Raw genomic sequence first — 23,559 nt, forward strand, 5'->3', positions numbered from 1 at the left:
AACGATGGCCGCAGTACGGCCGTCGCAGGCGGGAACGATTCGGTCAGTAGCGCGGAAGCGTGGGATCTATGTCTGTCGCCCACGCGTTGATACCCCCGCGAAGCACAGACACGTCCTCTCGGCCGGCCAGCATGGCGCGCGCGCGCCGCGCTCGGGTGTCGTAGTGGCAGTGGAAAATGAGCGGTCCTGCTGGCAGCGCGGCGTCGCTCAGTGAGGTCAGCGGAACGGACACTGAGTCGGGTATCACCGCGATGTCGCGCTCCCACGGCTCGCGAACGTCGATGAGAGTGGCTCCGCTGTCGAGCCTGTCGCGTAGCTGCGCTGGCTCGACCCAGGTGATCCCAAGGGCCGGGCGCGGGGGAGGGGAGTCGCCCCTGGCAGTGAACGCCACTTCCGCGCTCGTTCCGTCCCGCCCGTCGATGACCAGAAGTCGACCAAAAAGCGGTGCGCCGAATCCCACGATGAGCTTCATTGCCTCGACCGCCATCCAGGAGGCCACGACCCCGCAAAGCGGGCCGATGACTCCTGCGCGCGCGCAGCTCGCACCTTCTTCTTCCGGCGGTTCGGGGTAGAGATCGCGCAAACCCACGCCGCCACCGGGAGCGCCGGTCCAGAACGTCGACAGCTGTCCGTCCGTCTCGAGCACGGTCCCCCAGACGCAGGGTTTGGCGAGCCGCTGACAGGTATCGGCGATCAGATAGCGCGTGCTGTAATCGTCCGTCCCGTCGATGACCAGGTCATACGACGAGAACAGGAGTTCCGCGTTTCCGGCGCCCAGCATGTCGTTGTGCTCGATCGCCCGCACGTACGGGTTGGCCGCGCGCACGGCATCCCCCGCCGACTCGACCTTGGCACGCCCGATGGCGCGGTCTCCGTGGATGATCTGCCGATGCAGGTTCGACCTAGCGACGGTGTCGTGATCGATGATGCCGATCGTTCCGACACCCGCCCGCGCCAAATAGGCGATGACCGGCGAGCCAAGGCCGCCCGCGCCGACCACCAGCACACGAGCACGCTTCAGGCGTGACTGACCGGTCCGGCCGATGTCGACCATGGTGATCTGCCGTGAGTACCGTGCGAGTTCTTCCGGTTCGAAGGATGGATCCGACGCAGCGGCCAGAGGGATCGCTCCCGGCTTCGTGGTGGTTCCCGAGACGACCATCACTCACCCTCCTGCAAAGGGGGGAAGCACGTCGAGCACGTCCCCAGACGTAAGTGAATGGGAGCGCGACGCGGACCGTCCGTTGAGGAGGAAGGAGCTACGGGCGAAGACAGGGCTGTCTCCGAAGCCGAACCGGCGCACGGCCTCTTCGATGGTGCACCCGGCAGTGATCGACCATTGCGCTTCTGCCTGTCCGGCCTCGGCCTTCGCTGCGGCGAAGAAGCGCACGGTGATACCGGTAGCGGTGTCCGGATCGACGGTGGGGGCTGCAAGTGATTGAGAAGACATGTCAGAGGTCCAGAGTGAGGGTCGCGGTTAGGGAACGTGAGACGCAGACGTACATGCAGTCGCCGCTGATGAGCTCCTCGTCCGTCAGGATCGAGTCGCGGTGGTCGGGCACTCCGTCGAGAACGACGACTTCGCAGGACCCGCAGGTGCCCTCCCCGCAGGAGTTGCGCACACGAACTCCGGCCTCCAGCAGCGCTGATAGAGCTGTCTGCTCCGGCAGGACAGGAACGAGCTGACCACTCGATTCGACAACGATCGTGAATGCGCTGTTCTCCCCGTCGGCGATCACTCCGCGGGGGGTGAAGCGCTCGAGGCTGAGGCGGGTTGGCCCGGACGCTCGCACCGCCTGCTCGAGGTCGTCAAGTAGCGACTCGGGTCCGCACGCGTAGAAGTGCGCGTCCGTGTTTTCCCTCACGAGGGAGCCGATGTTGACACGCCCCTGGGTTGATGTCTCGACGATGGTGACCCTGTCGGCAAATGCGGAGAGATCGTCGAGGAACGGCATCGAGTCGAGGTGACGACCGATGTACAGGAGGTGCCAATCCGCTCCGCTCTGCTGAGCGGACTCGATCATTGGGAGGATCGGTGTGATTCCGATGCCGGCAGCAACGAAGTAGGGGCGGCTAGGGCGTGTCTCCTAAATGGCGGGTCCAGGCGATGACGGCGTTGAGGACGGCTGCTGAGCGGTAGACGGTGGCGAGTTTGTCGTAGCGGGTGGCGAGGCCTCGCCATTGTTTGAGGGTGGCGAAGCGGCGTTCGATGACGTTGCGGTTTCGGTAGTCGTCGCGGTCGTAGGTGATGGGTCGTCCGCCGTGTGAGCCGCGTCGGACGCGGTGGCCGATCTGATCCGATGGCTGCGGGATGACGGCCTGGATGCTGCGGTCACGCAGGTGCTGTCGGATTGCCCGGGACGAGTACGCCTTGTCGCCTCGGAGCCGGTCGGGTCGGGTGCGGGGGCGACCGATCGGGCGGGCGACGCGCAGCTGCTGCAGCAACGGGATCAGCATGGGCGAGTCCCCGGACTGGCCCGGCGTGACCGCGATCACCAGTGGCAGGCCGCGACCGTCGACCAGGTGGTGGAGCTTGGTGGAGAGTCCGCCTCGGGAGCGGCCGAACCCGTGATCAGGCGGCTCGATCAGCGGATTGTTGTAGTTCGACGAAGCCCCCCGTGACCCGGGTGATGTTCGTCGCGTGCTGATGGGCGCGAGCGATCGTGGAGTCCACCGACACGGACCAATCGAGCTTGCCGGTCGCGTCGGCGCGAGCCAGCAGCGCCGCGTGGACACGATCCCAGGTTCCATCGCCGGCCATCCGACGGTGCCACTTCCACACCGTCTGCCACGGGCCGAACACCTCCGGCAGATCCCGCCACGCGATCCCTGTCCGATAGCGATACGCGATCGCCTCGACCATCGTTCGCGCGTCCGAGAAGGGGCGGCCCTTACGGCCGGTCGGACCGGGCAAGAACCCGCTGATCAGATCCCACTGAGTATCCGAAAGCAACTGGAACCGCGACACGTCTCTAGCATCACCGACTCACCCCACCCATTTGGGAGACACGCCCTAGCTGGCTCGAACGGGAAGAGGTTGCCGATGCGCACGACCTCGACGACGGCGTCTGAGCGCAGTCGGGCATGGACGTAGTCGGATCCCCCGCGACTCAGTTCTGCTCGGCGCACGGCGATTCGCCAGACGCTGCGGTTCGCGGGTGAGCTGCAAAGCGAGTACTCGCGGACGATGTCGTCCGACCCGAGGCGGAGTGCGATGTGGGCGCCGGGCTTCCATTCGGGCAGGTTCTCCCCGTGGGGGTGACGCAGTTCGAGGACGGCGACATCGCGGCCTTCGGTCCGATAGTCGCTAACGACAAGAGACATTGGCTCATCGTTGAATGTGGTGTGTGTGGGCATGATGCGCTCCCTGGAAGAAAGATGACTGCGCGGTGCGCGGGGAGAGCGAGGGGGAGGGGGTCCCCGCGCACCGACAGTCAGTACGTCGCCTTGATCTCGATCTCGATTCGCATCCCGGGGAACGCGAGGGCGGGCACGGCGATTGCGGTCCATACCGGATACCGCTCGGGGAGATGGGCTGCGAAGCTATTGAGAATTGCCCCGATCGCTTCACCGGGAATGGAATCGGCACCCACCGGGACGACGTGGTAGGTCCGCACGCTGAAGACGTTGCTCCAGCTCATCTCCGCGGCCTCAAGGGTGGCCGTGATGTTGGCGAACGCGGTGGCGATCTCCTCCTCCAGCTGTTCGGGAAGGGAGAGGTCGGCGCGATGTCCGGTGTGACCCGACAGCTCGATGATGTCTCCGACGCGGTGAGCGGCGGCGTAATGGAACTGGTCGCGTAGGACTCGACCTGTGCTGCCTTCGGGAAGGACAACCTCGCTGATGGACATGACAACCTGCTTTCAGAAAGAGAATGGGCTCGCTGAACGCGGGGCATACCCGCAGCCAACGAGAAGGATCCGTCGGGGAGGTTTAGGCGGACGTCTCTTCGCCGTCTTCTTCCGTGACGACTGCGTCGGAGACGGCCGTCACGGAACCGATCTCGACGCGACCCGGAGCGGTGATGTTCGCGTAGACCCCGATGCAGGCCCAATCGCCGAACGGCTCCACGACTCGGCTGTTGTGCTTCACCAGTGAGCGCAACGTGCCGCGGTCCAGCGGCAACTCCTCGCGAGGCAGGGTTGTCATGATGCAGCGGACGGTGTTCATGACGACCGTCGATGAAGCGTCGCCGATGTGAAGGTTCTTTCCCACCCACTCAGCCTCGACGAACCCATCATCGTCCGTGTCGATGAGGAAGTTGGGCCGGTAGCGGCGCACGTCGAAGGTCGCGTCGGGGCTGAGGGTCTTCATGAACTCGAGAGCAGACGTGGTCATCACGTGGAGGTCGCCCAGGTCGTAGGAGCGTCCCGGCTTTCCGAAGAGATCGAAAACAATCTCGTGCTCGCCATGTTCGTTGGTCGAGCCGAGCTTGGAGAAGTTGTTCTCCCCCAGGATGTCGCCCAGCCAGGTCATCTCCGCGGCGGTGGCCTCGGTCTTGTCCATCGTTGCCAGGTGCACCTCGGCGCCGACCGACTTGCTGATGAGTTCGTCGACGTCCGGCTGGTCGCTGCGCACGACTGTGCCGTCGGGGAATGTGATGGCAATCGGCGGAATCGGTCCACCAGCGGTCGGCTCCTCCACGTACGCCGCGGAGTAATTGAGGAGGTGGCCCCACTTGCGGGGGTTCTTGGCGTTTGCGAGCTTGCCTGTCGCAACCTCGACGAGAGCCCAGAGATGGTCTCCAACCACTCCCGACTCATTGATCTCACACGAAGTGAGCTCCTCTCCCGTCATCGACTTCACGGGATAGCGGAAGATGCGCTGCACCTTGCCGACGGAGACAACCTCTGGTGCTTCTGCAACGGTCAAATCAGACATGACGTACCTTCTCTTGAGCGAACGCAGCCGCGCAGATGACTCCTAACGCCCCACTTCACGAAGGGAAGGATTCACCCGAACGATTCGCGTTCAGACATGAATGAGCAAGATGCTTAACCACGAAACCGTGGCCCTTCCCTCGACAAGCGATCGGCGCTGCGAGAGGTACGAGAACAGGATCACAGCCGGTTATTTCCGCTACGTTTCGCTGAGGCGAAGAATAGATTTGGCGTGTCTGAGCGTCTACCGTCCTTGGCCGTCCCTCGCGCTAGCTGGTGCGATCCGGTCCCATCCGGCGGCCGTGACGCTCGACCTAGTGAGCTAGCTCGACACTGCGAAGCCGATGATGCTCATATGTCAGCCGCCGCTGCCCATCGTCCCGTATCCTCCCGGCTCCACCCCCATGTAACGCCCACGTAAACTCCCCCTCTCCCCCACCCCCTCCGCGGGTGAAACAACCGTTACGTCCCCGCCCCCGACGAAGCAGTCCCGGGTAACGCCTCCTCCCTACGCTGGCGGCACGCCCAGCCCATGCGGGGCGCTGCACCTCCCCACATCGCCCATGGAGGAACCCGTGACCGTCACCGACCCGCGCCCCGAAGCCGCCGCCGCGCCGCCCGCCTCCCCAACCGCCGCGGAAGCCTCTGCCCTAGAACACCGCCCCGGCCGCTGGATCGACGGCTGGAACCCCGAGAACGCCACGCAGTGGGCCAAGGAAGGCAAGGCCATCGCCTCCCGCAACCTGCGGTGGTCGATCTTCGCCGAGTTCCTGGGCTTCGTCGTCTGGCAGCTGTGGTCTGTCGTCGTCGTCTCGCTGCCGGCGGCGGGATTCCAGCTCGACACGGGCCAGATCTTCTGGCTCATCTCCATGCCGAGCCTCGTCGGCGCGACGCTGCGCATCCCCTACACGTTCATGGTTCCCCGCTTCGGCGGTCGCAACTGGACCATCGTCTCGGCGGCCCTGCTGCTCATCCCGAGCATCGGCCTCGCCATCGCCGTGTCGAACCCCGCCACGCCGTTCGGCCTGCTGCTCCTCATCGCCGCGTTCGCCGGCTTCGGCGGCGGCAACTTCGCCAGCTCCATGGCGAACATCACCTTCTTCTACCCGGCCGCGCAGAAGGGCTACGCCCTCGGACTCAACGCCGCCGGCGGCAACCTCGGCGCCTCGGTCGCGCAGTTCGTCGTCCCGATCGTCATCACGGTCGGCGCCGCGGCGACCCTCAACCTGCCGCTCGCGGGTCTCATCTGGGTGCCGCTCATCATCGTCGCGATGGTCGGCGCGTACTTCCGCATGGACAACCTCTCCAACGCGAAGTCCGACATCACGGCATCCCTCGCCGCTCTGAAGGAGCCGCACCTGTGGATCATGGCCGTGCTCTACATCGGCACCTTCGGCTCGTTCATCGGCTTCGCCGGCGTCTTCCCGAAGCTGCTGGCCGACACGTTCCCCGACTTCAAGGGCATCGCGATCGGCACCGCCACCGTCACCCTCGCGTTCATGGGTGCGCTCGTCGGCTCGCTCGCCCGCCCCTACGGCGGCAAGCTCGCCGACCGCTTCGGCGGCACCGTCATCACGATGGGCGCCTTCACGGTGATGGGTCTCGGCATCCTGAGCGTCATCCTGACCCTGCCGCTTCAGAACTTCGCCGTCTTCCTCGCGTGCTTCCTGGTGCTGTTCGCCGCGGCGGGCATCGGCAACGGCTCGACCTACCGCATGATCCCGACGATCTTCACCCTCAAGGCCAACGGCGGCATCGGCGCGCAGCGCAAGGCGGCCGCGGCCCTCGGCCTCATCTCGGCGATCGGCGCGTACGGCGGCTTCTTCATCCCGCAGCTGCTCGGCTTCTCGAAGACGACGTTCGGCTCGTACACCCCCGCCCTCGGCTGGTTCGCCCTGGCGTACGTCGCCTTCCTCGCCATCACCGCCAGCGTTTACCTGACGCTGTCGAAGAAGAGCGGCACCCGCATCTGATGACCGCCATGAGCTCCGCCGACACCCACTGCCCCTACTGCGCGCTGCAGTGCGCCATGACCGTCCTCCACGACACGGAGACGGCGGTCACCGGCCGCGACTTCCCCACCAACCGGGGAGGACTCTGCGCCAAGGGCTGGACGTCGGCGGAGCTCCTGGCATCCCCCCACAGACTCCGGATGCCGCTGATGCGGCGATCTGACGGCACCCTCGCCGAGACCACCTGGGATGAGGCACTGGATGCCGTGGCCGCGGCCTTCCGCGACACGAAAGCCACCCACGGACCCGACGCCAACGCCATCTTCGGCGGCGGCGGACTCACCAACGAGAAGGCGTACCAGCTCGGCAAGTTCGCCCGCGTCGCCCTCGGCACCTCGCGCATCGACTACAACGGCCGCTTCTGCATGTCGTCGGCGGCCGCAGCATCCAATCGGGCCTTCGGCATGGACCGGGGCCTCCCCTTCCCCGTCACCGACCTCGACGACGCGCGGACGATCCTGCTGCTCGGCTCCAACGTCGCCGCGACCATGCCGCCGTTCCTCGCGCACCTCGCCGGTGCCCGCGCCGCGGGCGGCCTGATCGTCGTCGACCCGCGCCGCTCCGCCACCGCGCGCCTCACCGAAGACGGCGCCGGCACTCACCTGCAGCCCGCACCCGGCACCGACCTGCCGCTGCTGCTCGGGCTCACCCACATCGTCATCGCCGAGGGCCTCGCCGACCGCGCCTATATAGAGGAGCGCACGAGCGGGTTCGACAGCCTGCGGCGCTCCGTCGCGCAGTGGTGGCCCGAGCGCACCTCGTCGACCACCGGCATCCCCGTCGCCCAACTGCGCGAGACCGCCCGGCGCCTCGCCGCGGGCGGCGCCTACATCCTCACCGGACGCGGCGTCGAACAACACGTCGACGGCACCGCCACCGCGACCGCCGCGATCAACCTCGCGCTCGTGCTCGGCCTCGTCGGCCGCGAAGGATCGGGCTACGGCACCCTCACCGGTCAGGGCAACGGCCAGGGCGGACGCGAGCACGGCCAGAAGGCCGACCAGCTGCCCGGCTACCGCTCCATCCGCGACCCCGAAGCGCGCCGGCACGTCGCCGGGGTGTGGGGCGTCGACCCGGACGAGCTTCCGGACGCCGGCATCCCGGCCACCGCGCTACTCGGCGAACTGGGCGGGCCGGTGAAGACGCTGCTGGTCGCCGGCTCCAACGTCGTCGTCTCGGCGCCCGACGTCGACGCGCTGCGCGATCGGCTCCAGGCCCTCGACACGCTCGTCGTGTGCGACTTCTTCCTCAGCGAGACCGCGGAACTCGCGGACATCGTGCTTCCCGTGCTGCAGTGGGCCGAGGAGGAGGGCACGATGACCTCGCTCGAGGGCCGGGTCATCCGCCGCCGCCGCGCGCTGGCCGCACCCGACGGAGCTCGCAGCGAGCTGTGGATCATGTCGGAGATCGCGCGGCGCCTGGGCGCGGCATCCACCTGGTCGACGGATCCGGCCGAGGTGTTCGACGAGCTCGCCCGCGCGTCGGAGGGCGGCATCGCAGATTACTCCGGCCTGTCGCACGAGCTGCTCGACACCGGCGTCGAGGCGTACTGGCCGTACCGCTCCGCGAGCACCCCGCGTCCGTTCACCGACCGCTTCGCCCACGCCGACGGCCGTGCCAAGCTCGTGCCCGTGGATGCCACTCCCCCCGCTCCCACCGACCACGGCGGCGAGCTGACCCTCGTCACCGGCCGCTACCTGCAGCAGTACCAGTCGGGCACGCAGACGCGACGGGTGGCCGAGCTGAACGGCGCGCGCCCCGAGGCGCGGCTCGAGATCCATCCCGCGACGGCGTCGCGTCTCGGCATCCGCGAAGACGCGCTCGTCGCCGTCTCGAACGAGCGCGGCACCGTGAAGGCGCGGGCGACGGTGACGACGGACATCCGTCACGACACCGTCTTCCTGCCGTTCCACTACGGCGGCGATGAGTGCGCGAACCGCCTGACCGAGGCGATCGTCGACCCGACCTCGGCGATGCCCGAGTTCAAGCGCACGCGGGTGCGGCTGGCTCCGGATGCCGCGGTGCCCGCCGGTGCGGCTGCGGAGCACGGGCCCGTTGTGGTGTCGGAGCATCCCGGCGTCGAACGGGAGGGGGCCGGGCACATGGCATCCGGCGTCTCCGTCGCGGGCGGACCCGTCGGGCCTGACATGCCGGCCGGAGTCTCGGTCGCGGGCGGACCCGCGCCGACCGGCGTCTCCGTCGCGGGCGGGCCCATCGGGCCTGACGTGCCGGCCGGAGTCTCGGTCGCAGGCGGACCCGCGCCGACCGGCGCCTCCGTCGCGGGCGGGCCCATCGAGCGCGGGGCGGGCACCCCCACCGAGGAGGAGATCCATGTCTGAGCGTGTGGTGCTGGTGGGCTACGGCCCCGTCGGAGCGCGGCTGATCGAGGGCCTGCTGCCCGCCGTGCGCGACGGGCGCATCGACCTCACGGTCATCGGGGCCGAGACGCACGACGTCTACAACCGCGTGCTGCTCGCCGAGTACGCCGTCGGACGCACCGACCGCGAAGGCCTCGACATGGGCGACCGGCTCGTCGCCGAAGAGGCCGGCGTGACCTTCGCGCTCGGGATGACGGTGGTCGGCGTCGACCGCGACCGTCAGGTGGTGCGGTTGCACGATGGCATCCGGGTTCCGTACGACCGACTCGTGCTGGCCACCGGCGCCCGCGCCAACGTGCCGACGCTCGCCGGGCTCGAGAAGGCCCAGCGGCACCGCGCGACGCGACCGGGCGTTCCGGCGGAGCTCGACCGGGGCTCGGCGCCGCTCCCCCGCGGCGTCGTCGCCCTGCGCGACCTCGCCGACGCCGAGCACGTGCGCGCTGCCGTGTCGGCCGGGCAGCGCATCGTCGTGCTCGGCGCGGGCGTGCTCGGCATGGAGCTGGCCCTGGCCGCCGCCGAAGCCGGCGCCGAGGTCGTGGTGGCGTACCACTCCGCCGCTCCCATGAACCGCACGCTCGACGAGAACGGCGGACGCGTGCTCGCCGCCGCAGCCACCGCCGTGGGCGTCGAGATGATGCACCACGCCCGCGCCGAGAGCATCGTGCAGCGCTACGACGACCACGGCCAGGCCTGGTTCGACGGCCTGGTCTGCGCCGACGGCAAAGTGCTCGCGGGCGACCTGCTCGTGCTCTCGTGCGGCGTCGCGGCGCGCACCGAGGTGGCGTCCATCGCCGGGCTCGCCACCTCCACCGGCGTGCTCGTCGACGGCGCGTCGCGCTCGTGGACCGACCCCCACGTCTTCGCCATCGGCGACTGCGCGCACGTCGCCGACCCCGCCGATGCCGGCGACGACGGTCGCGTGCCCGGCGGCCCGAGCGGACTGGTCGGACCGGGCTGGCGGCAGGCCGACCGGCTCGCGGCGCTGCTGGCTGCCGGGGACGGTTCCGCTGCGGCATCCGCGAGCCCGGCCCTCGTCGCGGGCGCAGCGGCATCCGCGAGCCCGGCCCTCGCCGCGGGCGCCGCGGCATCCGCGAGCCCGGCCCTCGCCGCGAGCGCGGCGGCATCCGTCGCCCCGGCCCTCGCCGCGGGCGCGGCGGCATCCGTCGCCCCGGTCCCCGTGGAGCGCCCCGGCGTCGTGATGCTGAAGGCCGAGGGCATCGACGTCGTCGCCGGAGGGGCGGTCGACGCCGACCCCTTCTCGCACGCGCCCGGATGCCACGGTCCCCAGGTCACCCTCTGGGCCGACCCCGCCCGCGGCGCGTACGTCAAGCTCGTCACGGTCGACGGCGTGCTGACCGGCTTCGTCTCGGTCGGGATGCCACGCACCGGCGCCGAGCTCACCCTGCTGTTCGAACGCGGATCGGAGCTGCCCGCTGACCGCTCGTCGCTGCTGCGCCTCGACGCGCCCGACGCCGGCATGGCCGTCGTCGCCGACCCCTTCGCCGCGGATGCCACCGTCTGCTGGTGCAACGGTGTGAGCGCCGGGGCGATCCGCGAGGCGGTGTCGGCCGGTGAGCCCACCGTCGCGTGCGTGAAGGCCTCGACCCGCGCCGGCACCGGCTGCGGCGGATGCGTCGGCCGCATCAGCGAGCTGCTCGCGCGCGAGGCCGTGCCCGCGTAGCGCTCGTCTTCACCCGCGCGTGAGGGGTCAGTCTTTGTCGCTTGGGCGTCTCCTGGGCGACAAGGATTGACCCCTCACGCGCCGCGCTCGCGCCGCGGGGCCAAGGCGTCCGTCGCTCTTTCGCGCGAGGGGTCAGTATGTGTCGCCTGGACGTCTCCCAGGCGACACAAATTGACCCCTCACACGCCGCGCTCGCGCCGCGGGGCAAAGGCGTCCACGACTCTCGCGTGAGGGGTCAGTTTTTGTCGCCTGGACGCCTCCTAGGCGACACAAATTGACCCCTCACGCGCCGCGCTTCGCGCCGCGGGGCAAAGGCGTCCACGACTCTCGCGTGAGGGGTCAGTTTTTGTCGCCTGGACGCCTCCTAGGCGACACAGATTGACCCCTCACGCGCCGCACGCGCCGCTCACGCGCCTCGACGCCGGAGCGCCGGGGCGCCTCGGCGCCGGGGCGCAAGGACCTGGGGCCGCCGGGACGCCGGGGCGCTCGGAACGGCGGCGAAACATGACCGCAGTACGCTGCACGGATGCCACCGATCGAGAACCTCGTGGCCTTCGTCGCGGCGTCGGTCGTCATCATCGTCATCCCGGGTCCGAGTGTGCTGTTCGTCATCGGACGCTCGATCGCCCTCGGCCGCCGCGCGGGCGTGCTCAGCGTCGTCGGCAACGCCCTCGGCACCGTGCCCGCGGTGCTCGCCGTCGCGTTCGGAGTCGGCGCGATCGTGGCATCCTCGATCATCGCCTTCACGGTGCTGAAGATCGTCGGGGCGATCTACCTCGTGTGGCTCGGCATCCAGGCGATCCGCCACCGGCACGCGCACGTCACCGGCGCGGCCGTCCGGCCCACTTCGTCGTGGACGCTGCTACGCCAAGGATTCGTCGTGGGCCTGACCAACCCCAAGACCATCGCCTTCTTCGTGGCGGTTCTGCCCCAGTTCGTCGACCCGCACGCCGGTGCCGCCTGGCTGCAGCTGCTGACGCTCGGACTGCTCTTCCAGGTGATGGCGCTGACCTGCGACAGCGTCTGGGCCCTCGCCGCCGGCACCGCCCGCACCTGGTTCGCCCGCTCACCGAAGCGCATTTCGACACTGTCGGGCACGGGCGGCGTCATGATGATCGGCCTCGGCGGCGCGCTGGCGTTCACGGGTGCGAAGAGCTGACGCGGGGTCTACATCCCCTCCTGACCCCCGGACGCTGCTCACCGCTCCGTCCGTCCGATGGAGCTCGGCGCCGACTGTTCCCACGTGCCCCGGCACAACTCCTGCAGATGCGTCGCGAGCGAGCGCGAGTCCCGGCCCTCCCGACGGCTTGCAGGAGATGTGCGCGCCTCAGCCCGCCGAGCGCAGATCCGTGGATGCCGCGCCCTCGAGCCGCACCCCATCGGGGGCATAGCGCGAGCCGTCGACGAGGCTGTCCCACGAGCGCTCGGCGTCGTTCCAGGTCAGCGGGGTCGGGGCGGCCAGCGTGCGCGTCTGCCCGTCGACCGTCGAGACGGCGGCGGTGCGCCCACCACGCCGGGCGAGCGTTCCCGCACCCTCGGCGGGCGGTGCGACGGGGGCCGTCGACGCCGTCTTCAGGGCCGCTGCCGACACCCACGCGCGCCGCGCGGCCTCGCCGATTCCGCGGCCGAGGTCGGCGGGCACGGTCATGCGGGTGCCGATCGTGCGCATCCACTGCGGCCGGTCGCCGCGCGAGACGCCGCGGATCTCGTCGCTCAACCGCATCGCCGCCGCCGGCGCGTTGGTCATGCCCCACCCGGCGTATCCGGTGGCGAAGCGCAGGCGGCCGAGACCGCGCGGCATCCCCCCGATGAACGGCACGAGGTTGTGCGACTGGTAGTCCTGGCCCGACCAGCGCGCGATCTCGGCGCCGACCGGGAGCGTGCGCCGCGCCCACGCGGCGAGCGCCTCGGCGAGCGCGATCTCCGACGACGCCGAGCCCACCGGATGCCGTGCCCCGGTCACGATGAGCGCCGGACGCCCGAACGACGACGGTGCCGCCACGACGCTGCGCCCGTCGGCGCCGACCTCGCTCCACATGCCGCCGGGGGCTTCGGCATCCCCCTCTACCTCGAACGCGATCGCCCACGACCGCAGCGCGCGCATCTTCAGGTCGTACAGGCCGCGGCGGGTGAGGGGCGTACCCGTGGCGAGCACGACCGTGTCGCCGAACATCGTGCCGCGGTCGGTGTCGATCCGGCCGCTGGGGAGGACCCGCACGTCCGACACCCGCACGCCGGTGTGGATCACCGCACCCGCCTCGACGGCCGCACGGGCGAGCGTCGTCGCCAGCAGAACGGGGTCGAGGGCGAGCTGATCGTCGAGGGCGATGGCCCGCACGGCCGTGCGCCCGCCGAAATCGCCGGGGGCGTCCTCACGCACCGGCAGGCCGGCCTCTCTCGCCGCATCTCGGACGGCGTCGAGGGTCACGTCGGTGTCGAGGCCGCGTCCGAACGTGAACGCCGTGCGGCGATCGGCGGCGGCGCCTGCCCGGTCGGCGAGCCAGTCCTGGCCGGCACGGTTGGCATCCACATAAGCCCGTACGAGACTCGCCGGGTGATGCCGCCGCAGCGACGCGAGCGTCGTGCCCTGAAGCAGGGATGCCATACCCACCGACGCCGCGGTCGCCCCCTGTCCCACCTCGCCGGCGTCGACCACGGCGACATCGACGCCCGCTTCGGCCAGCATCACCGCCGTCGACAGGCCGCTGATCCCCGCGCCGACGATGACGACGTCGTGCCGCGCGTCGGGCTCGAACGGCGTCGCGACGGAGGTCTGGTTCCGGTTCCACAGGGGGGTGCTCATGCGTCCATCCCACCGCGGGGGCCGGGGACTCGGCATCCGCTTGCCCCCGTGGGTGGGATCGTCTAGCGCGGTGCGTGCTCGCGATGCGTGCTCGCGCTAAGTGCTCGCGCTGTGTGGTCGCGGTGCGTGCTCGCGCTGTGTGCTCGTTGGGCGAGAAACGGCATCCGCAGCGACACAGCCCCGCCGAGGTGTTTCCGTCCGCCGATCGCGTTTCTCACCGTGCCGCCCGGCCCGTGCCGCCGCCGCACCCCGCCCGCGCCGCCGCCGCACCCCGCATGCGCGAGAAACGGCATCCGCCGCAAAACACGCCGCCCCACAGCGTTTCCAGCCGCCGATGGCGTTTCTCACCGTGCGGCCCGACCCGTGCCGCCGCCGCACCCCGCCCAAGCCGCACACCCGCACCTCCCGCCGCCCCACCCGGACGCGCGAGAAACGGCATCCGCCGCAGAACACGCCGCCCCACAACGTTTCCACCCGCAGATTGCGTTTCTCACCTCCGCGCGCGCACGCGCCGCCGCACCCACACCTCCTGCCGCCGCCCCCGCACCTGCCGCCGCCGCGCCCGCACGCTCCTGCCGCCGCCCCCGCACGCGCGAGAAACGGCATCCACCGCGACACACGCCGCGTCACAGCGTTTCCAGCCGCCGATCGCGTTTCTCACCGCCTCGCGCACGCGCCGCCGTGCCCCGCTGCACGCTCCTGCCGCCGCACCCGCACGCGCAAGAAACGGCATCGCCAGCGACACACGCCGCCCCGCACCGTTTCCACCCGCCGATCGCGTTTCTCACCGCCTCGCGCACGCGCCGCCGCGCCCCGCCGCACGCTCCGGCCCCGCACCCGCACGCGCAAGAAACGGCATCGCCAGCGACACACGCCGCCCTACAGCGTTTAGACCCGCCGATCGCGTTTCTCACAGCCTCGCGCACCCGCACCACCGCCCCGCGCACGCGCCCCCGCCCCACGCCACCGCCCCACGCACCCTTCCCGCCGCCGCCCGCGCCCCGCGGATATGCTCGGCACGTGACCGACAGCGCCGCCCCGTCCAGCCGCACCGCGGTGGTGGCCGCTGCGATCGACCTGTTCGTCGCGAACGGCTACGACCAGACCTCCGTGGAGCAGATCGCGCAGGCGGCGGGGGTTTCGCGCTCGACGTTCTTCCGGCAGTTCGGCGGCAAAGAAGACGTCGTCTTCGCCGACCACGAGGTGCTGCTCGCCGAGACGCGCGCGTTCCTCGCGCAGTCGCATCCCGACCCCTGGGCGGCCGTGTGCGAGGCGTCGGTGCGCGTGTTCCGGCACTTCGCCGCCGACCCCGAACTCGCGCGGCGTCGGTACAAGATCGTGCGCGAGGTTCCCGGCCTGCGCGACCGCGAGATCGTCACGGTCTTCCGCTACGAGCGCCTCTTCGACCAGTACTTGCGCGATGCGCTCCCCGGCCTCGACCCCCTGGATGCCGTCGGCTTCGCCGCTCTCGTCACGGCGGTGCACAATCATGTGCTGCGCCGGCTGATGAGGGGAGCCCGGGTGCCGGCATCCGTTCTGCGTCGCGCTCTCGACGACGCGCTCCGGCGCTACGGCGTGGGGCCCGACGCCGGCGACGCCGCGGGAGACGACCTCATCGTCGCGGCCTTCCCGCGCCGCATGCCCGCCGCGGAGGTCACTCGGCGCCTGCGCGCGTCGCTCGGAGACTGAGCCTCACGGCTTCGACACACGGCCGCCACGCCCTCCGAACGCCCGATCCTGCGGTCACCGCCGTCACGCGATCGGCTTCGCCAGCCCCTCGATCACCTCCGCCCCGGGCAGGGATGCCAGCACCTCGCCGGGCAGGAACAGCTTCGCGCCACGGGTCCCGGCGCCCACCACGGCCCGCGGCAGCGCCGCCACGCGCGCGTCGACGAGGAGCCGCCAGTCGGACGGGATGCCGAGAGGGGTGATCCCGCCGTATTCCATCCCCGTGGTCGACACCGCGGCATCCATCGGCGCGAAGGTCGCCTTCCGCGCGTCGAGCAGTTTGCGCACGACACCGTTGACGTCGAGCCGGGTCGTGGCGAGGGCGAGGCAGGCGGCGGTGCGCGTCTCAGCGCCACGCGTACCCTGCACGACGATGCAGTTGGCGGAGATGTCGAGACTCTGACCGTACGCCGCGCAGAACGCCGCGGTGTCGGCGAGCGCCGGGTCGACCTCGGCCACCTCGATGCGCGCGGCGGTCTCGGGGTCGAGGGTCAGCAGAGCGGCAGCGACCGGTTCGGCCAGCAGGTGCGGGTTGTCGAGCGCAGGGAGGAAGGTCAGCGAGGTCACGCCCGCGACCCTACCGCGCGGCCCTCGCCGAGCGTTCGCCGCACGTCGACGCGATGTGTGACACCTAGTACCACTGTGAGCGATACTGGGAACCATGACCATCGACGCCGATGCCCGCACGCTCCCCGGCGAGCGTGTCGCCCGCTACGACCTCCTGGGCCGACGCGACACCGACTACTACGCGGTCTTCGCCGACATCCCCGACGCCGACCGCGCCGTGTGGGACCGCGCCAAGGCATTCACCGACGAGGTCGGCACGCGCATGCAGGGCGAGTGGGATGCCGCGACCTACCCCGTCGAGCTCGTTCAGCGCATGGGCGAGCTCGAGCTCTTCACCGACGGCATCGAGCACCCCGATCTTCCGCACACCTCGCCGCTGGCGGCGGGTCTGGTGAACATGGAGGTCTCGCGCCACGACGGCTCGCTCGCGACCGCCCTCGCCGTGCAGGGCGGGCTGGCCCTACGGACCCTCGCCCTCTTCGGCTCCCCCGAGCAGCAGCGGCGCTGGCTGCGGCCCCTCGCCGACGGCACGGTGCTCGGCGCCTTCGCGCTGACCGAGCCCGACCACGGCTCCGACTCCGTCTCGCTCGAGACCACCGCCACGCGCACCGCCGACGGATGGTCGCTCAGCGGAACGAAGAAGTGGATCGGCAACGGCGCCTCCGGCGGCATCACCTTCGTCTGGGCCCGCGTCGCGAACGAGGGCGGCGACGACCATGGCAACGTGCGCTGCTTCCTCGTCGAGCAGGACACCCCGGGCTACATCGGCACCGTCATCACCGGGAAGGTGTCGCTGCGCGGCATCCATCAGGCTCACATCGCGATGGACGACGTGCGTCTTTCCGCGGATGCCGTGCTGCCCGGGTCGCACACCTTCAAAGACGCCTCGCGCGTGCTGTATGCCACCCGTTCGGGCGTGGCGTGGTCGGCACTGGGTCACGCGACCGCCTGCTACGAGATCGCGCGGACGTATGCCGCCGAGCGCATGCAATTCGGCAAGCCCCTCGCCGCCTTCCAGATGGTGCAGGAGCGCCTGGCGCAGATGCTCGACGAGCTGACGGCGATGCAGTTGTACTGCCGCCGCCTCGCCGACCTCGAGGCCTCCGGCGGGCTGCGCCCCACCCAGGCGTCGTTGGCGAAGTACCACAACACGCGGGCCGCACGTCGGGTGGCCGCGATCGCGCGCGACCTGCTCGGCGGCAATGGCATCCTGCTCGAGAACGGCGTCATGCAGCACATGGCCGACATCGAGGCGATCCACACGTACGAGGGCACCGAGAGCGTGCAGGCGCTGCTGCTCGGCCGCGACATCACGGGTGTGAGCGCGTTCGTCTGACGGCCCCGGACGCCGGGGCGCGCAGCCCGTGCCGGAGGTGTACCCGCTGCTCACCACGACGTGGGTGGTCCTGCCTCGCAGATGCCGCGTGACGGAACGGCCGACATTCTCGCGGCCTAATCCCCGCCCTCGCCGGCGCGCAACCCGCGCGCCCGATGTCGGAGGCCGCCGCTAACGTCATCCCATGAGCTTGTTCTCTCGCCGTCCCGAGCCGCGCACCGTCGTCGCCCCCGCCGTCGTGTCGGCCGATCCGGGTCCGCCGCGTACCCTCTGGGCCGACGGTTTCGGCCGCCTCGCGGTGCGCGGCGTGCAGATCATCGTGGTGGTCGTACTCGTTGCGGGGCTCATCTGGGGCATCCGGCAGCTGACGCTGGTGATCATCCCGCTGATCCTCGCGCTCATCTTCGCGTCCGCCTTCGGGCCCGTCACCATGTGGATGAGGCGCAAGGGCGTACCGGCGGTTCTGGCCACCCTGCTCACACTGCTCGCCGTGGTCGCCGTACTCGGCGCGCTCGGTTGGCTGGTCGCGAATGCCGTGATCAACCAGTGGGATTACCTGAGCTCGCAAGCGGTCGAGGGTTTCCAGCGGGCGCAGGACTGGTATCACACGCTGCCCTTCGCGATCTCACCCGAGCAGGTGAATCAGGCGGTTCAGGGCATCCAGAGCTTCGTGACCAGCTCCGAGTTCGGCACCGGCGCCCTGGCCGGGGTCAGCGCGATCGCCTCGTTCGTCACGGGCCTGGTGCTGATGGTCGTCATCCTGTTCTTCTTCCTCAAAGACGGCCCGCGCATGTGGGAGTTCGTGCTGCGACCCTTCCGCGGTGCCGACTACGACCGTGCCCGCCGCATCGGCGACAAGACGGTGACCGTGCTCGGATCGTACGTGCGCGGCACCGCCTCGGTCGCGGCCGTCGATGCGGTCGGGATCGGCATCGGCCTCGCCATCCTGCAGGTGCCGCTCGCGCTCCCGCTCGCGGTGCTGGTGTTCCTGCTCGCGTTCATCCCGATCGTCGGTGCCGTCACCGCCGGCATCCTCGCCGCGCTCGTCGCCCTCGTGACCAACGGCCCGATCGTGGCCCTCATCGTCGTGGGCATCGTCGTGGCGGTCAACCAGCTCGAGGGCAACTTCCTCCAACCCGTGCTCATGGGTCGCTCGATGAAGCTGCACTCGTTCGTCGTGCTCGTCGTGCTCGCCGGTGGCACGGCGATCGGCGGCATTTTGGGGACGCTGCTCGCCGTTCCGCTGACGGCCGTGGCGTGGGGCATCGTCACCGTCTGGAACGGTCCCGATCAGCCTGCGGAGTGGGCTCGTCCGAAGAAGCGCCGTGACCCGGTACCGTTCGCCGACACCAACGACGCGGACGAGAAGAAAAAGAAGACGAAGAGCAAGGCCTGACCGTGCCGTACGACATTCCCGCCCCGATGCTGGCGAAGTCGGTGCCCGACGTGCCCGAGCACTCCAAGGTCTCCGGCGGGTTCAGCTACGAACCCAAATGGGACGGATTCCGGGCACTGGTGTCGTGGGACGGCACTGATGTCGAGATCGGCAGCCGCGGCGCCAAGCCGCTCACCCGGTATTTCCCCGAGCTCGTCGCGGCCTTCGCCGACATCCTCCCCGAGCCGTGCCTCATCGACGGCGAGGTCGTGGTCGCGCGGGGTGAGCCGGGCGCGCAGCGCCTCGACTGGGAGGCCCTGTCGCAGCGCATCCACCCCGCGGCATCCCGCGTGAACATGCTCGCGCAGGAGACGCCGGCGATGTTCATCGCGTTCGACCTGCTCGCCCGCGGTGACCGCGATCTGCAGCACGAGCCGTTCTCGGAGCGCCGCGCGCAGCTCGAAGACCTGCTCGGAGGCGTCCCCCACCCGGTGCACGTCACGCGCACCACCGACGACCCCGAGTTGGCCCGCCGCTGGCTCGCCGAGTTCGAGGGCGCCGGGCTCGACGGTGTCGTCGCGAAGCCCCTCGCGCAGCCCTACGCACCGAACAAGCGCACGATGTTCAAGATCAAGCACGCACGCACCGCCGACGTGGTGGCCCTGGGCTATCGCATCCACAAGTCGGGCGAAGGCGTCGGTTCCCTGCTCGTGGGCCTCTACGACGACGACGGTCGGCTGCACGGCGTGGGCGGCGTGTCGGCCTGGACCGACAAGAAGCGGCGCGAACTGATCGACGAGCTCGCGCCCCTCGTCGAGCGGGATGCCGAGGGCGAGGCCGTCGTCGGCGAGACCGACCGCTCGCGCTTCTCGGCGTCGAAAGACGTGTCGTTCGTGCGCCTGCGCCCCGAGCTCGTGCTCGAGGTGCGCTACGACCAGCTCGAAGGGATGCGGTTCCGCCACACCGTGCAGTTCGACCGGTGGCGCCCCGATCGCGACGCCCGCTCCTGCACGTTCGCGCAACTCGAGACGGTTACCTCCTACGACCTCGGCGACGTGCTCGACTGAGGCTCGCGCGTTCGACCCGCGAAATGGCGCCCGGTGTTCCGGGCCGCGTTCGGCAGGGTTGGGGCGCGTCAGCCGGGTGGGGCGTTCGGCCCGGTGTCGGATTCATTCAGCCGTTCCGGAACGCGATTGGGTGGGCTCGAGGAACGAACCGCCGGACTCCGGAGCGAGAACGGCCGGACGCCAGCCGCGATCGCCCGGGCTCGAGGCGCTCTCGGCCGGTTCGGGGCGGGAAATGTGCACCGGGGCGGGTGTTGTCCGCCCCGGTGTACATTCCGAGCCCCGATCCCACATCCCCGCCGGTTTGGGGCGGATTTCGCACGTTCCCGCCCCAAACCGACCTCCGTCACCCCCAGCCCTACCCGCCGCACCACGAACACGCCCGCAGCCCCACCTGCAACACCGGGATCCGAGCCCCACCCGCCGCGCCAGGACCGCAACGCCCCGCCGGGACCGCGACCTCCCGCCAGGCCCGCAACGCCCCGCCAGGCCCGCAACGCCCCGCCAGGACCGCAACGCCGCGCCAGGACCGCAACGCGCCGCCAGGACCGCAACCTCCCCGCCAGGACCGCAACCTCCCCGCCGGGGCCTGTCGTCGCCCGCGCCTACCGAACCTCCGCCTCCACCCGCTCGGCGGCGGGGGCGTCGGCGTCCGCTGACGCCATGGCATCCGTTCTCCGACGCGCGCGCCGCCGCGCCACGGTCGTCGCCCCGATCGCCCCCACCGCCAGCAGCAGGGCAGCGACGCCCGTCCACGACACCGCCGGCGTCGCGAACCCCTCCTCGACGGGGGCAGGGGCCGTGACGGCGTCGTCGCCGAGGACGACAGGACGTACGGTGCTCGTGCCGAACAGCGCGAAGACGGGCCAGGCGCTCGTCTCGGTCACGACGGTGGTCGTGTCGCCCGGCAGCAGCTCGGCCGGGTCGCCCGCGAGCGCAGCGGCATCGAGGCCCGCCCCAGAGACGGCAGCGAGCGCACCCAGGCGCACGTTGCCGGTGTTCTCGACCCGGGTCTCGACGCGCAGCGTCCCGGGCGCGAAAGGTACGAGCGCCGGTGTGAACGTCGCGGTGACGTCACCCGCTTCCAGCGCCGGGACGATGTCTCCAGCCACCTGCAGGTGCACGCGCACCCCGACGCGGTTGGTGACCGCGACGCCGTCACTCGAACGGGTGACCCCGACGACGATGCCGGCGGGGTGATCGCCCGGAGTGGCCTCGGCGGGCACATCGATGCGAACGGGGAGCACGCGGGTCTCCCCCGGCGCCACGGTCACCGTGCCGACATCCAGTCCGTCGACGGTGATCCAGGCACCCGACTCCTGCGGGTCGCCCGCGGCGATGTCGAAGGCACCGCTGTCGCCCAGGATGCCATCGCCCGGGGCGACGACGTAGGTCGCGGGTGCGGAGCCGAGGTTGGAGACGGCGATGGCGTCGTCGACGCCCGTGCCCGGGTCGACGGTGTGGCGCAGCGAGATGCGACCGTCGGGGCCGGCAGACGACGCCGGTGCGACCGACCACTGCGCGGCGGAAGCGGAGGAGGGCGCCGGGTCGACGGTGACGGCGGCGGCGGGAGCGGCGGAGAGAAGCAGCACCGCGGCGGCGATGGCCGCGGCGAGAGCGGAGGTGCGGGGGAACACGGGATACCTCGGGTCGTGAAGGGATGAACGAGAAGCGGGGTCGTGCGGCGATCGAACACCCCAGCGGAGCGCCGACGACGCGGACGGAGCCGGTGCGCCCCCGATCGGGGAGCGCACCGGCCGAAGGGTGTCAGTCCTTCGCGAACAGCGTGAGGGTGATCTCGCTGCCGTAACGGCCGCTCTCGGCGGTCGCGGGGATGGTCAGCGCCAGGTCGGCGGCGACGACGGTCTCACCCACGCGCTCGACGCGACCGGCGTCGGCGAGGGTAGCGGGCTTGTCGAGCGTTGCGGTGCCACCGGCGGCGGCACCCGCGGCCGTGCGCACGACCTTCGGCGTCCAGCTGAGGTTGTCGGCACCGAACGAGCGGTTACCGGCGACGAACGCGGATGCCGAACCCGACAGCGTCCAGCCGCGACCCTGGGCCTGCGCCTCGTTGCGGGAGTCGTTCACGACGACCTCGGGCAGCTCGGCCCGCTGCGCCGAGGCGTCGCCGGCGAAGGTGACCGGCCCGTCGGTGGCGGGCAGGGCGAGGCTCAGCTGACCAGCCTGGGCCGGCAGGGGCACCGAGGCTTCGACGCCGACGGCGTCACCCTCGGCATCCGCGTGCCCGAGGGCGTCGAAGATCGTCTTGCCGAGGTCGGTGTTGTCGAGGTACGCACCGCGGACGAAGTCCCATTTGGTGGCACGGGCGGTGAGCACCTCGGCGCCGGCGCCCTTCGCGTAGAGCGGCACGAGCGCGTTGGTGTGGCCACCCGAGTGCCACGACACGTTCGGCAGCTGACCCGCGGTGCCGGTCAGGGCGGTCCACCCCTTCTCGGTGCCGGCGCCGGGGCCGGCGAGGTAGCCGGTCTCGTGGTCGGCGGTGACGATGACGAGCGTCTCGTCCCAGCTGGAGTTGTTCTCGACCCAGTCGGTGACGGCGTCGACGGAGTCGTTGAACGACAGCTGCTCCTCGACGATGCGCGTGGTCTGGTTGGCGTGACCGGCCCAGTCGACCGCACCGCTCTCGACCATGAGGAAGAAGCCGTCCTCGTCCTTCTCGAGCACGTTCAGCGCAGCCTTCGCCGACGTGGCGAGCGAGGGGACGTCGACATTCGCCGCGTCGGTGAAGGGCAGTACCGTGCTGTTGGCGAGGCCGGGGCGGTTGTACTGGAACGTCTCGGCGACGCGAGCGAGGCCGAACAGCTTGTCGGGCACGTTCTGCCCGTCGGCGACGCGCTCGAAGTCGGCCTTGCTCTCGATGTACGAGAAGGGCGTCTGCCCTTGCGTGACGCGCGTGAAGTCGGCCTGCGAGATCCACGACCCCGCACCGAAGTGCGATGCGCGCGAGGTGCCTGCATCCGTGTAGTTCGGGTGCCCGCCGCCGATGAGCACGTCGACGCCCGAGTCGATCATCTCGGTGGCGAGACCGTGGTAGTCGTTGCGGCTCTTGTTGTGCGCGATGAAGCCGGCGGGGGTGGCGTGGTTGAAGGGCACGCTCGTGACCAGGCCCACCTTCTTGCCGACCTCCATGGCCTGCTCGCCGACGGTCAGCAGACGCGTGCCGTCGGGGGCGAAGCCGAGGGTGCCGTTGGTGGTCTTCACACCGGTGCCGAGCGCGGTGCCGGCGGCGGCGGAGTCGGTCGCACCCGATGCCACCCAGCTGAAGTCGCCCCACGCCTGCTCGGGCGTGTAAGCCGCGCGACCGCCCGCGGAGTAGTGCGACTGTGCGATCTGCACGGGGAAGTCGTCGTAGACCTCGCTCTTGGTGCCGGGGATCTTCGTGGCCGTGCCGGAGTTCGGCGCGACCTCGACCTGCTGGTAGCTCGTGCCGTTCTCGTACAGGCGGGCGGCGTCGAACTGGTTGTAGCCGCCGCCGTCCGAGATGAGGACGATGACGTTGCGGGGGGCGGGGGTGTCCGTGGTCTCCGCCGAGGCGACGACGCTGGGGGTGGCACCGAGGGCGACGCCCGCGACGGTGCTCAGGACGATCAGACGACGCGTGCGTCCGGTCGTGCGCTTGTTCATGTGTTCGTTTCCGTTTCGTATGAGGTTCACCGACCGCCGGGGGCCGGTCGAACTCCACGCTGACGGAAGGTCCTCTCGTGAGAACGAATC

The 23,559-nt window shown here is 70.4% G+C and carries 18 protein-coding genes; 8 read left to right on the top strand and 10 right to left on the bottom strand.

Translation table 11 applies throughout. The annotated features are described in order from the left end of the window. Positions 1 to 43: 43 nt before the first annotated feature. From QE410_RS12965 to QE410_RS12990, 6 genes are all read right to left on the bottom strand, one after another. Entirely contained in the window at positions 44 to 1,162 is a 1,119-nt protein-coding gene (locus QE410_RS12965; protein WP_307332747.1) for a ThiF family adenylyltransferase, read from the bottom strand. Positions 1,163 to 1,165: 3 nt separating this feature from the next. Beyond that, a complete protein-coding gene (locus QE410_RS12970) occupies positions 1,166 to 1,450 on the bottom strand; it encodes a MoaD/ThiS family protein (protein WP_307332750.1) in 285 nt (94 codons plus the stop codon). A 1-nt stretch (position 1,451) separates the two neighbouring features. After that, on the bottom strand, positions 1,452 to 1,955 hold the full coding sequence (locus tag QE410_RS12975; RefSeq protein WP_307332753.1) for a flavin reductase family protein: 504 nt from the start codon (positions 1,953 to 1,955) through the stop codon (positions 1,452 to 1,454). Positions 1,956 to 2,073: 118 nt separating this feature from the next. Beyond that, a protein-coding gene (locus QE410_RS12980) for an IS5 family transposase (RefSeq protein ID WP_307327282.1) occupies positions 2,074 to 2,968 on the bottom strand; the annotation gives its coding sequence in 2 pieces (ribosomal slippage) (positions 2,074 to 2,616 and positions 2,618 to 2,968; 894 coding nt in all). Positions 2,969 to 3,434: 466 nt separating this feature from the next. Continuing rightward, a complete protein-coding gene (locus QE410_RS12985; protein ID WP_307332756.1) occupies positions 3,435 to 3,851 on the bottom strand; it encodes a Rid family hydrolase in 417 nt (138 codons plus the stop codon). 82 nt (positions 3,852 to 3,933) lie between these two features. Further along, positions 3,934 to 4,881: an MOSC N-terminal beta barrel domain-containing protein gene (locus tag QE410_RS12990; protein WP_307332760.1), complete on the bottom strand. Its 948-nt coding sequence runs from the start codon at positions 4,879 to 4,881 to the stop codon at positions 3,934 to 3,936. Between the two features lie 562 nt (positions 4,882 to 5,443). On the opposite strand from QE410_RS12990, the gene QE410_RS12995 reads away from it, so the two are divergent. The 4 genes from QE410_RS12995 to QE410_RS13010 all read left to right on the top strand — a co-directional run bounded on the left by QE410_RS12995 (position 5,444) and on the right by QE410_RS13010 (position 12,110). Then, positions 5,444 to 6,853 carry an MFS transporter gene (locus QE410_RS12995; RefSeq protein ID WP_373459345.1) on the top strand — a complete coding sequence of 470 codons (1,410 nt, stop codon included), beginning with the start codon at positions 5,444 to 5,446 and terminating at the stop codon, positions 6,851 to 6,853. Positions 6,854 to 6,861: 8 nt separating this feature from the next. Further along, entirely contained in the window at positions 6,862 to 9,231 is a 2,370-nt protein-coding gene (locus tag QE410_RS13000) for a molybdopterin oxidoreductase family protein (RefSeq protein WP_307332766.1), read from the top strand. Then, positions 9,224 to 10,951: an FAD-dependent oxidoreductase gene (locus QE410_RS13005; protein WP_307332769.1), complete on the top strand. Its 1,728-nt coding sequence runs from the start codon at positions 9,224 to 9,226 to the stop codon at positions 10,949 to 10,951. Before QE410_RS13000 ends, QE410_RS13005 begins: the two co-directional genes overlap by 8 nt. Positions 10,952 to 11,477: 526 nt before the next feature. After that, the gene (locus QE410_RS13010; protein WP_307332772.1) at positions 11,478 to 12,110 is read left to right on the top strand and encodes a LysE family translocator; all 633 of its coding nucleotides are present in this window, start codon (positions 11,478 to 11,480) and stop codon (positions 12,108 to 12,110) included. A 168-nt stretch (positions 12,111 to 12,278) separates the two neighbouring features. On the opposite strand, the gene QE410_RS13015 is transcribed toward QE410_RS13010, so the two are convergent. Then, positions 12,279 to 13,754, bottom strand: a complete 1,476-nt coding sequence (locus tag QE410_RS13015; protein ID WP_307332775.1) for an FAD-dependent oxidoreductase — start codon at positions 13,752 to 13,754, stop codon at positions 12,279 to 12,281. A 1,020-nt stretch (positions 13,755 to 14,774) separates the two neighbouring features. On the opposite strand from QE410_RS13015, the gene QE410_RS13020 reads away from it, so the two are divergent. Then, positions 14,775 to 15,443: a TetR/AcrR family transcriptional regulator gene (locus QE410_RS13020; protein WP_307332780.1), complete on the top strand. Its 669-nt coding sequence runs from the start codon at positions 14,775 to 14,777 to the stop codon at positions 15,441 to 15,443. A gap of 63 nt (positions 15,444 to 15,506) precedes the next feature. Here QE410_RS13020 and QE410_RS13025 read toward each other — a convergent pair whose 3' ends face one another. Then, complete coding sequence (locus QE410_RS13025) at positions 15,507 to 16,049, bottom strand: YbaK/EbsC family protein (protein ID WP_307332783.1); 543 nt, start codon at positions 16,047 to 16,049, stop codon at positions 15,507 to 15,509. 94 nt (positions 16,050 to 16,143) lie between these two features. On the opposite strand from QE410_RS13025, the gene QE410_RS13030 reads away from it, so the two are divergent. From QE410_RS13030 to QE410_RS13040, 3 genes are all read left to right on the top strand, one after another. Then, positions 16,144 to 17,385: an acyl-CoA dehydrogenase family protein gene (locus tag QE410_RS13030; RefSeq protein WP_307332787.1), complete on the top strand. Its 1,242-nt coding sequence runs from the start codon at positions 16,144 to 16,146 to the stop codon at positions 17,383 to 17,385. Positions 17,386 to 17,569: 184 nt separating this feature from the next. Then, positions 17,570 to 18,781: an AI-2E family transporter gene (locus QE410_RS13035; RefSeq protein ID WP_307332790.1), complete on the top strand. Its 1,212-nt coding sequence runs from the start codon at positions 17,570 to 17,572 to the stop codon at positions 18,779 to 18,781. Positions 18,782 to 18,783: 2 nt separating this feature from the next. Beyond that, on the top strand, positions 18,784 to 19,827 hold the full coding sequence (locus QE410_RS13040; protein WP_307332793.1) for an ATP-dependent DNA ligase: 1,044 nt from the start codon (positions 18,784 to 18,786) through the stop codon (positions 19,825 to 19,827). A gap of 602 nt (positions 19,828 to 20,429) precedes the next feature. Here the strand turns inward: QE410_RS13040 and QE410_RS13045 are convergent. Continuing rightward, a complete protein-coding gene (locus QE410_RS13045) occupies positions 20,430 to 21,461 on the bottom strand; it encodes a hypothetical protein (RefSeq protein WP_307332796.1) in 1,032 nt (343 codons plus the stop codon). Between the two features lie 130 nt (positions 21,462 to 21,591). Then, a complete protein-coding gene (locus QE410_RS13050; protein WP_307332799.1) occupies positions 21,592 to 23,469 on the bottom strand; it encodes an alkaline phosphatase in 1,878 nt (625 codons plus the stop codon). Positions 23,470 to 23,559 lie beyond the last annotated feature (90 nt).

This window comes from Microbacterium sp. SORGH_AS_1204, from assembly GCF_030818935.1.
In the GTDB taxonomy this organism is placed as follows: domain Bacteria; phylum Actinomycetota; class Actinomycetes; order Actinomycetales; family Microbacteriaceae; genus Microbacterium.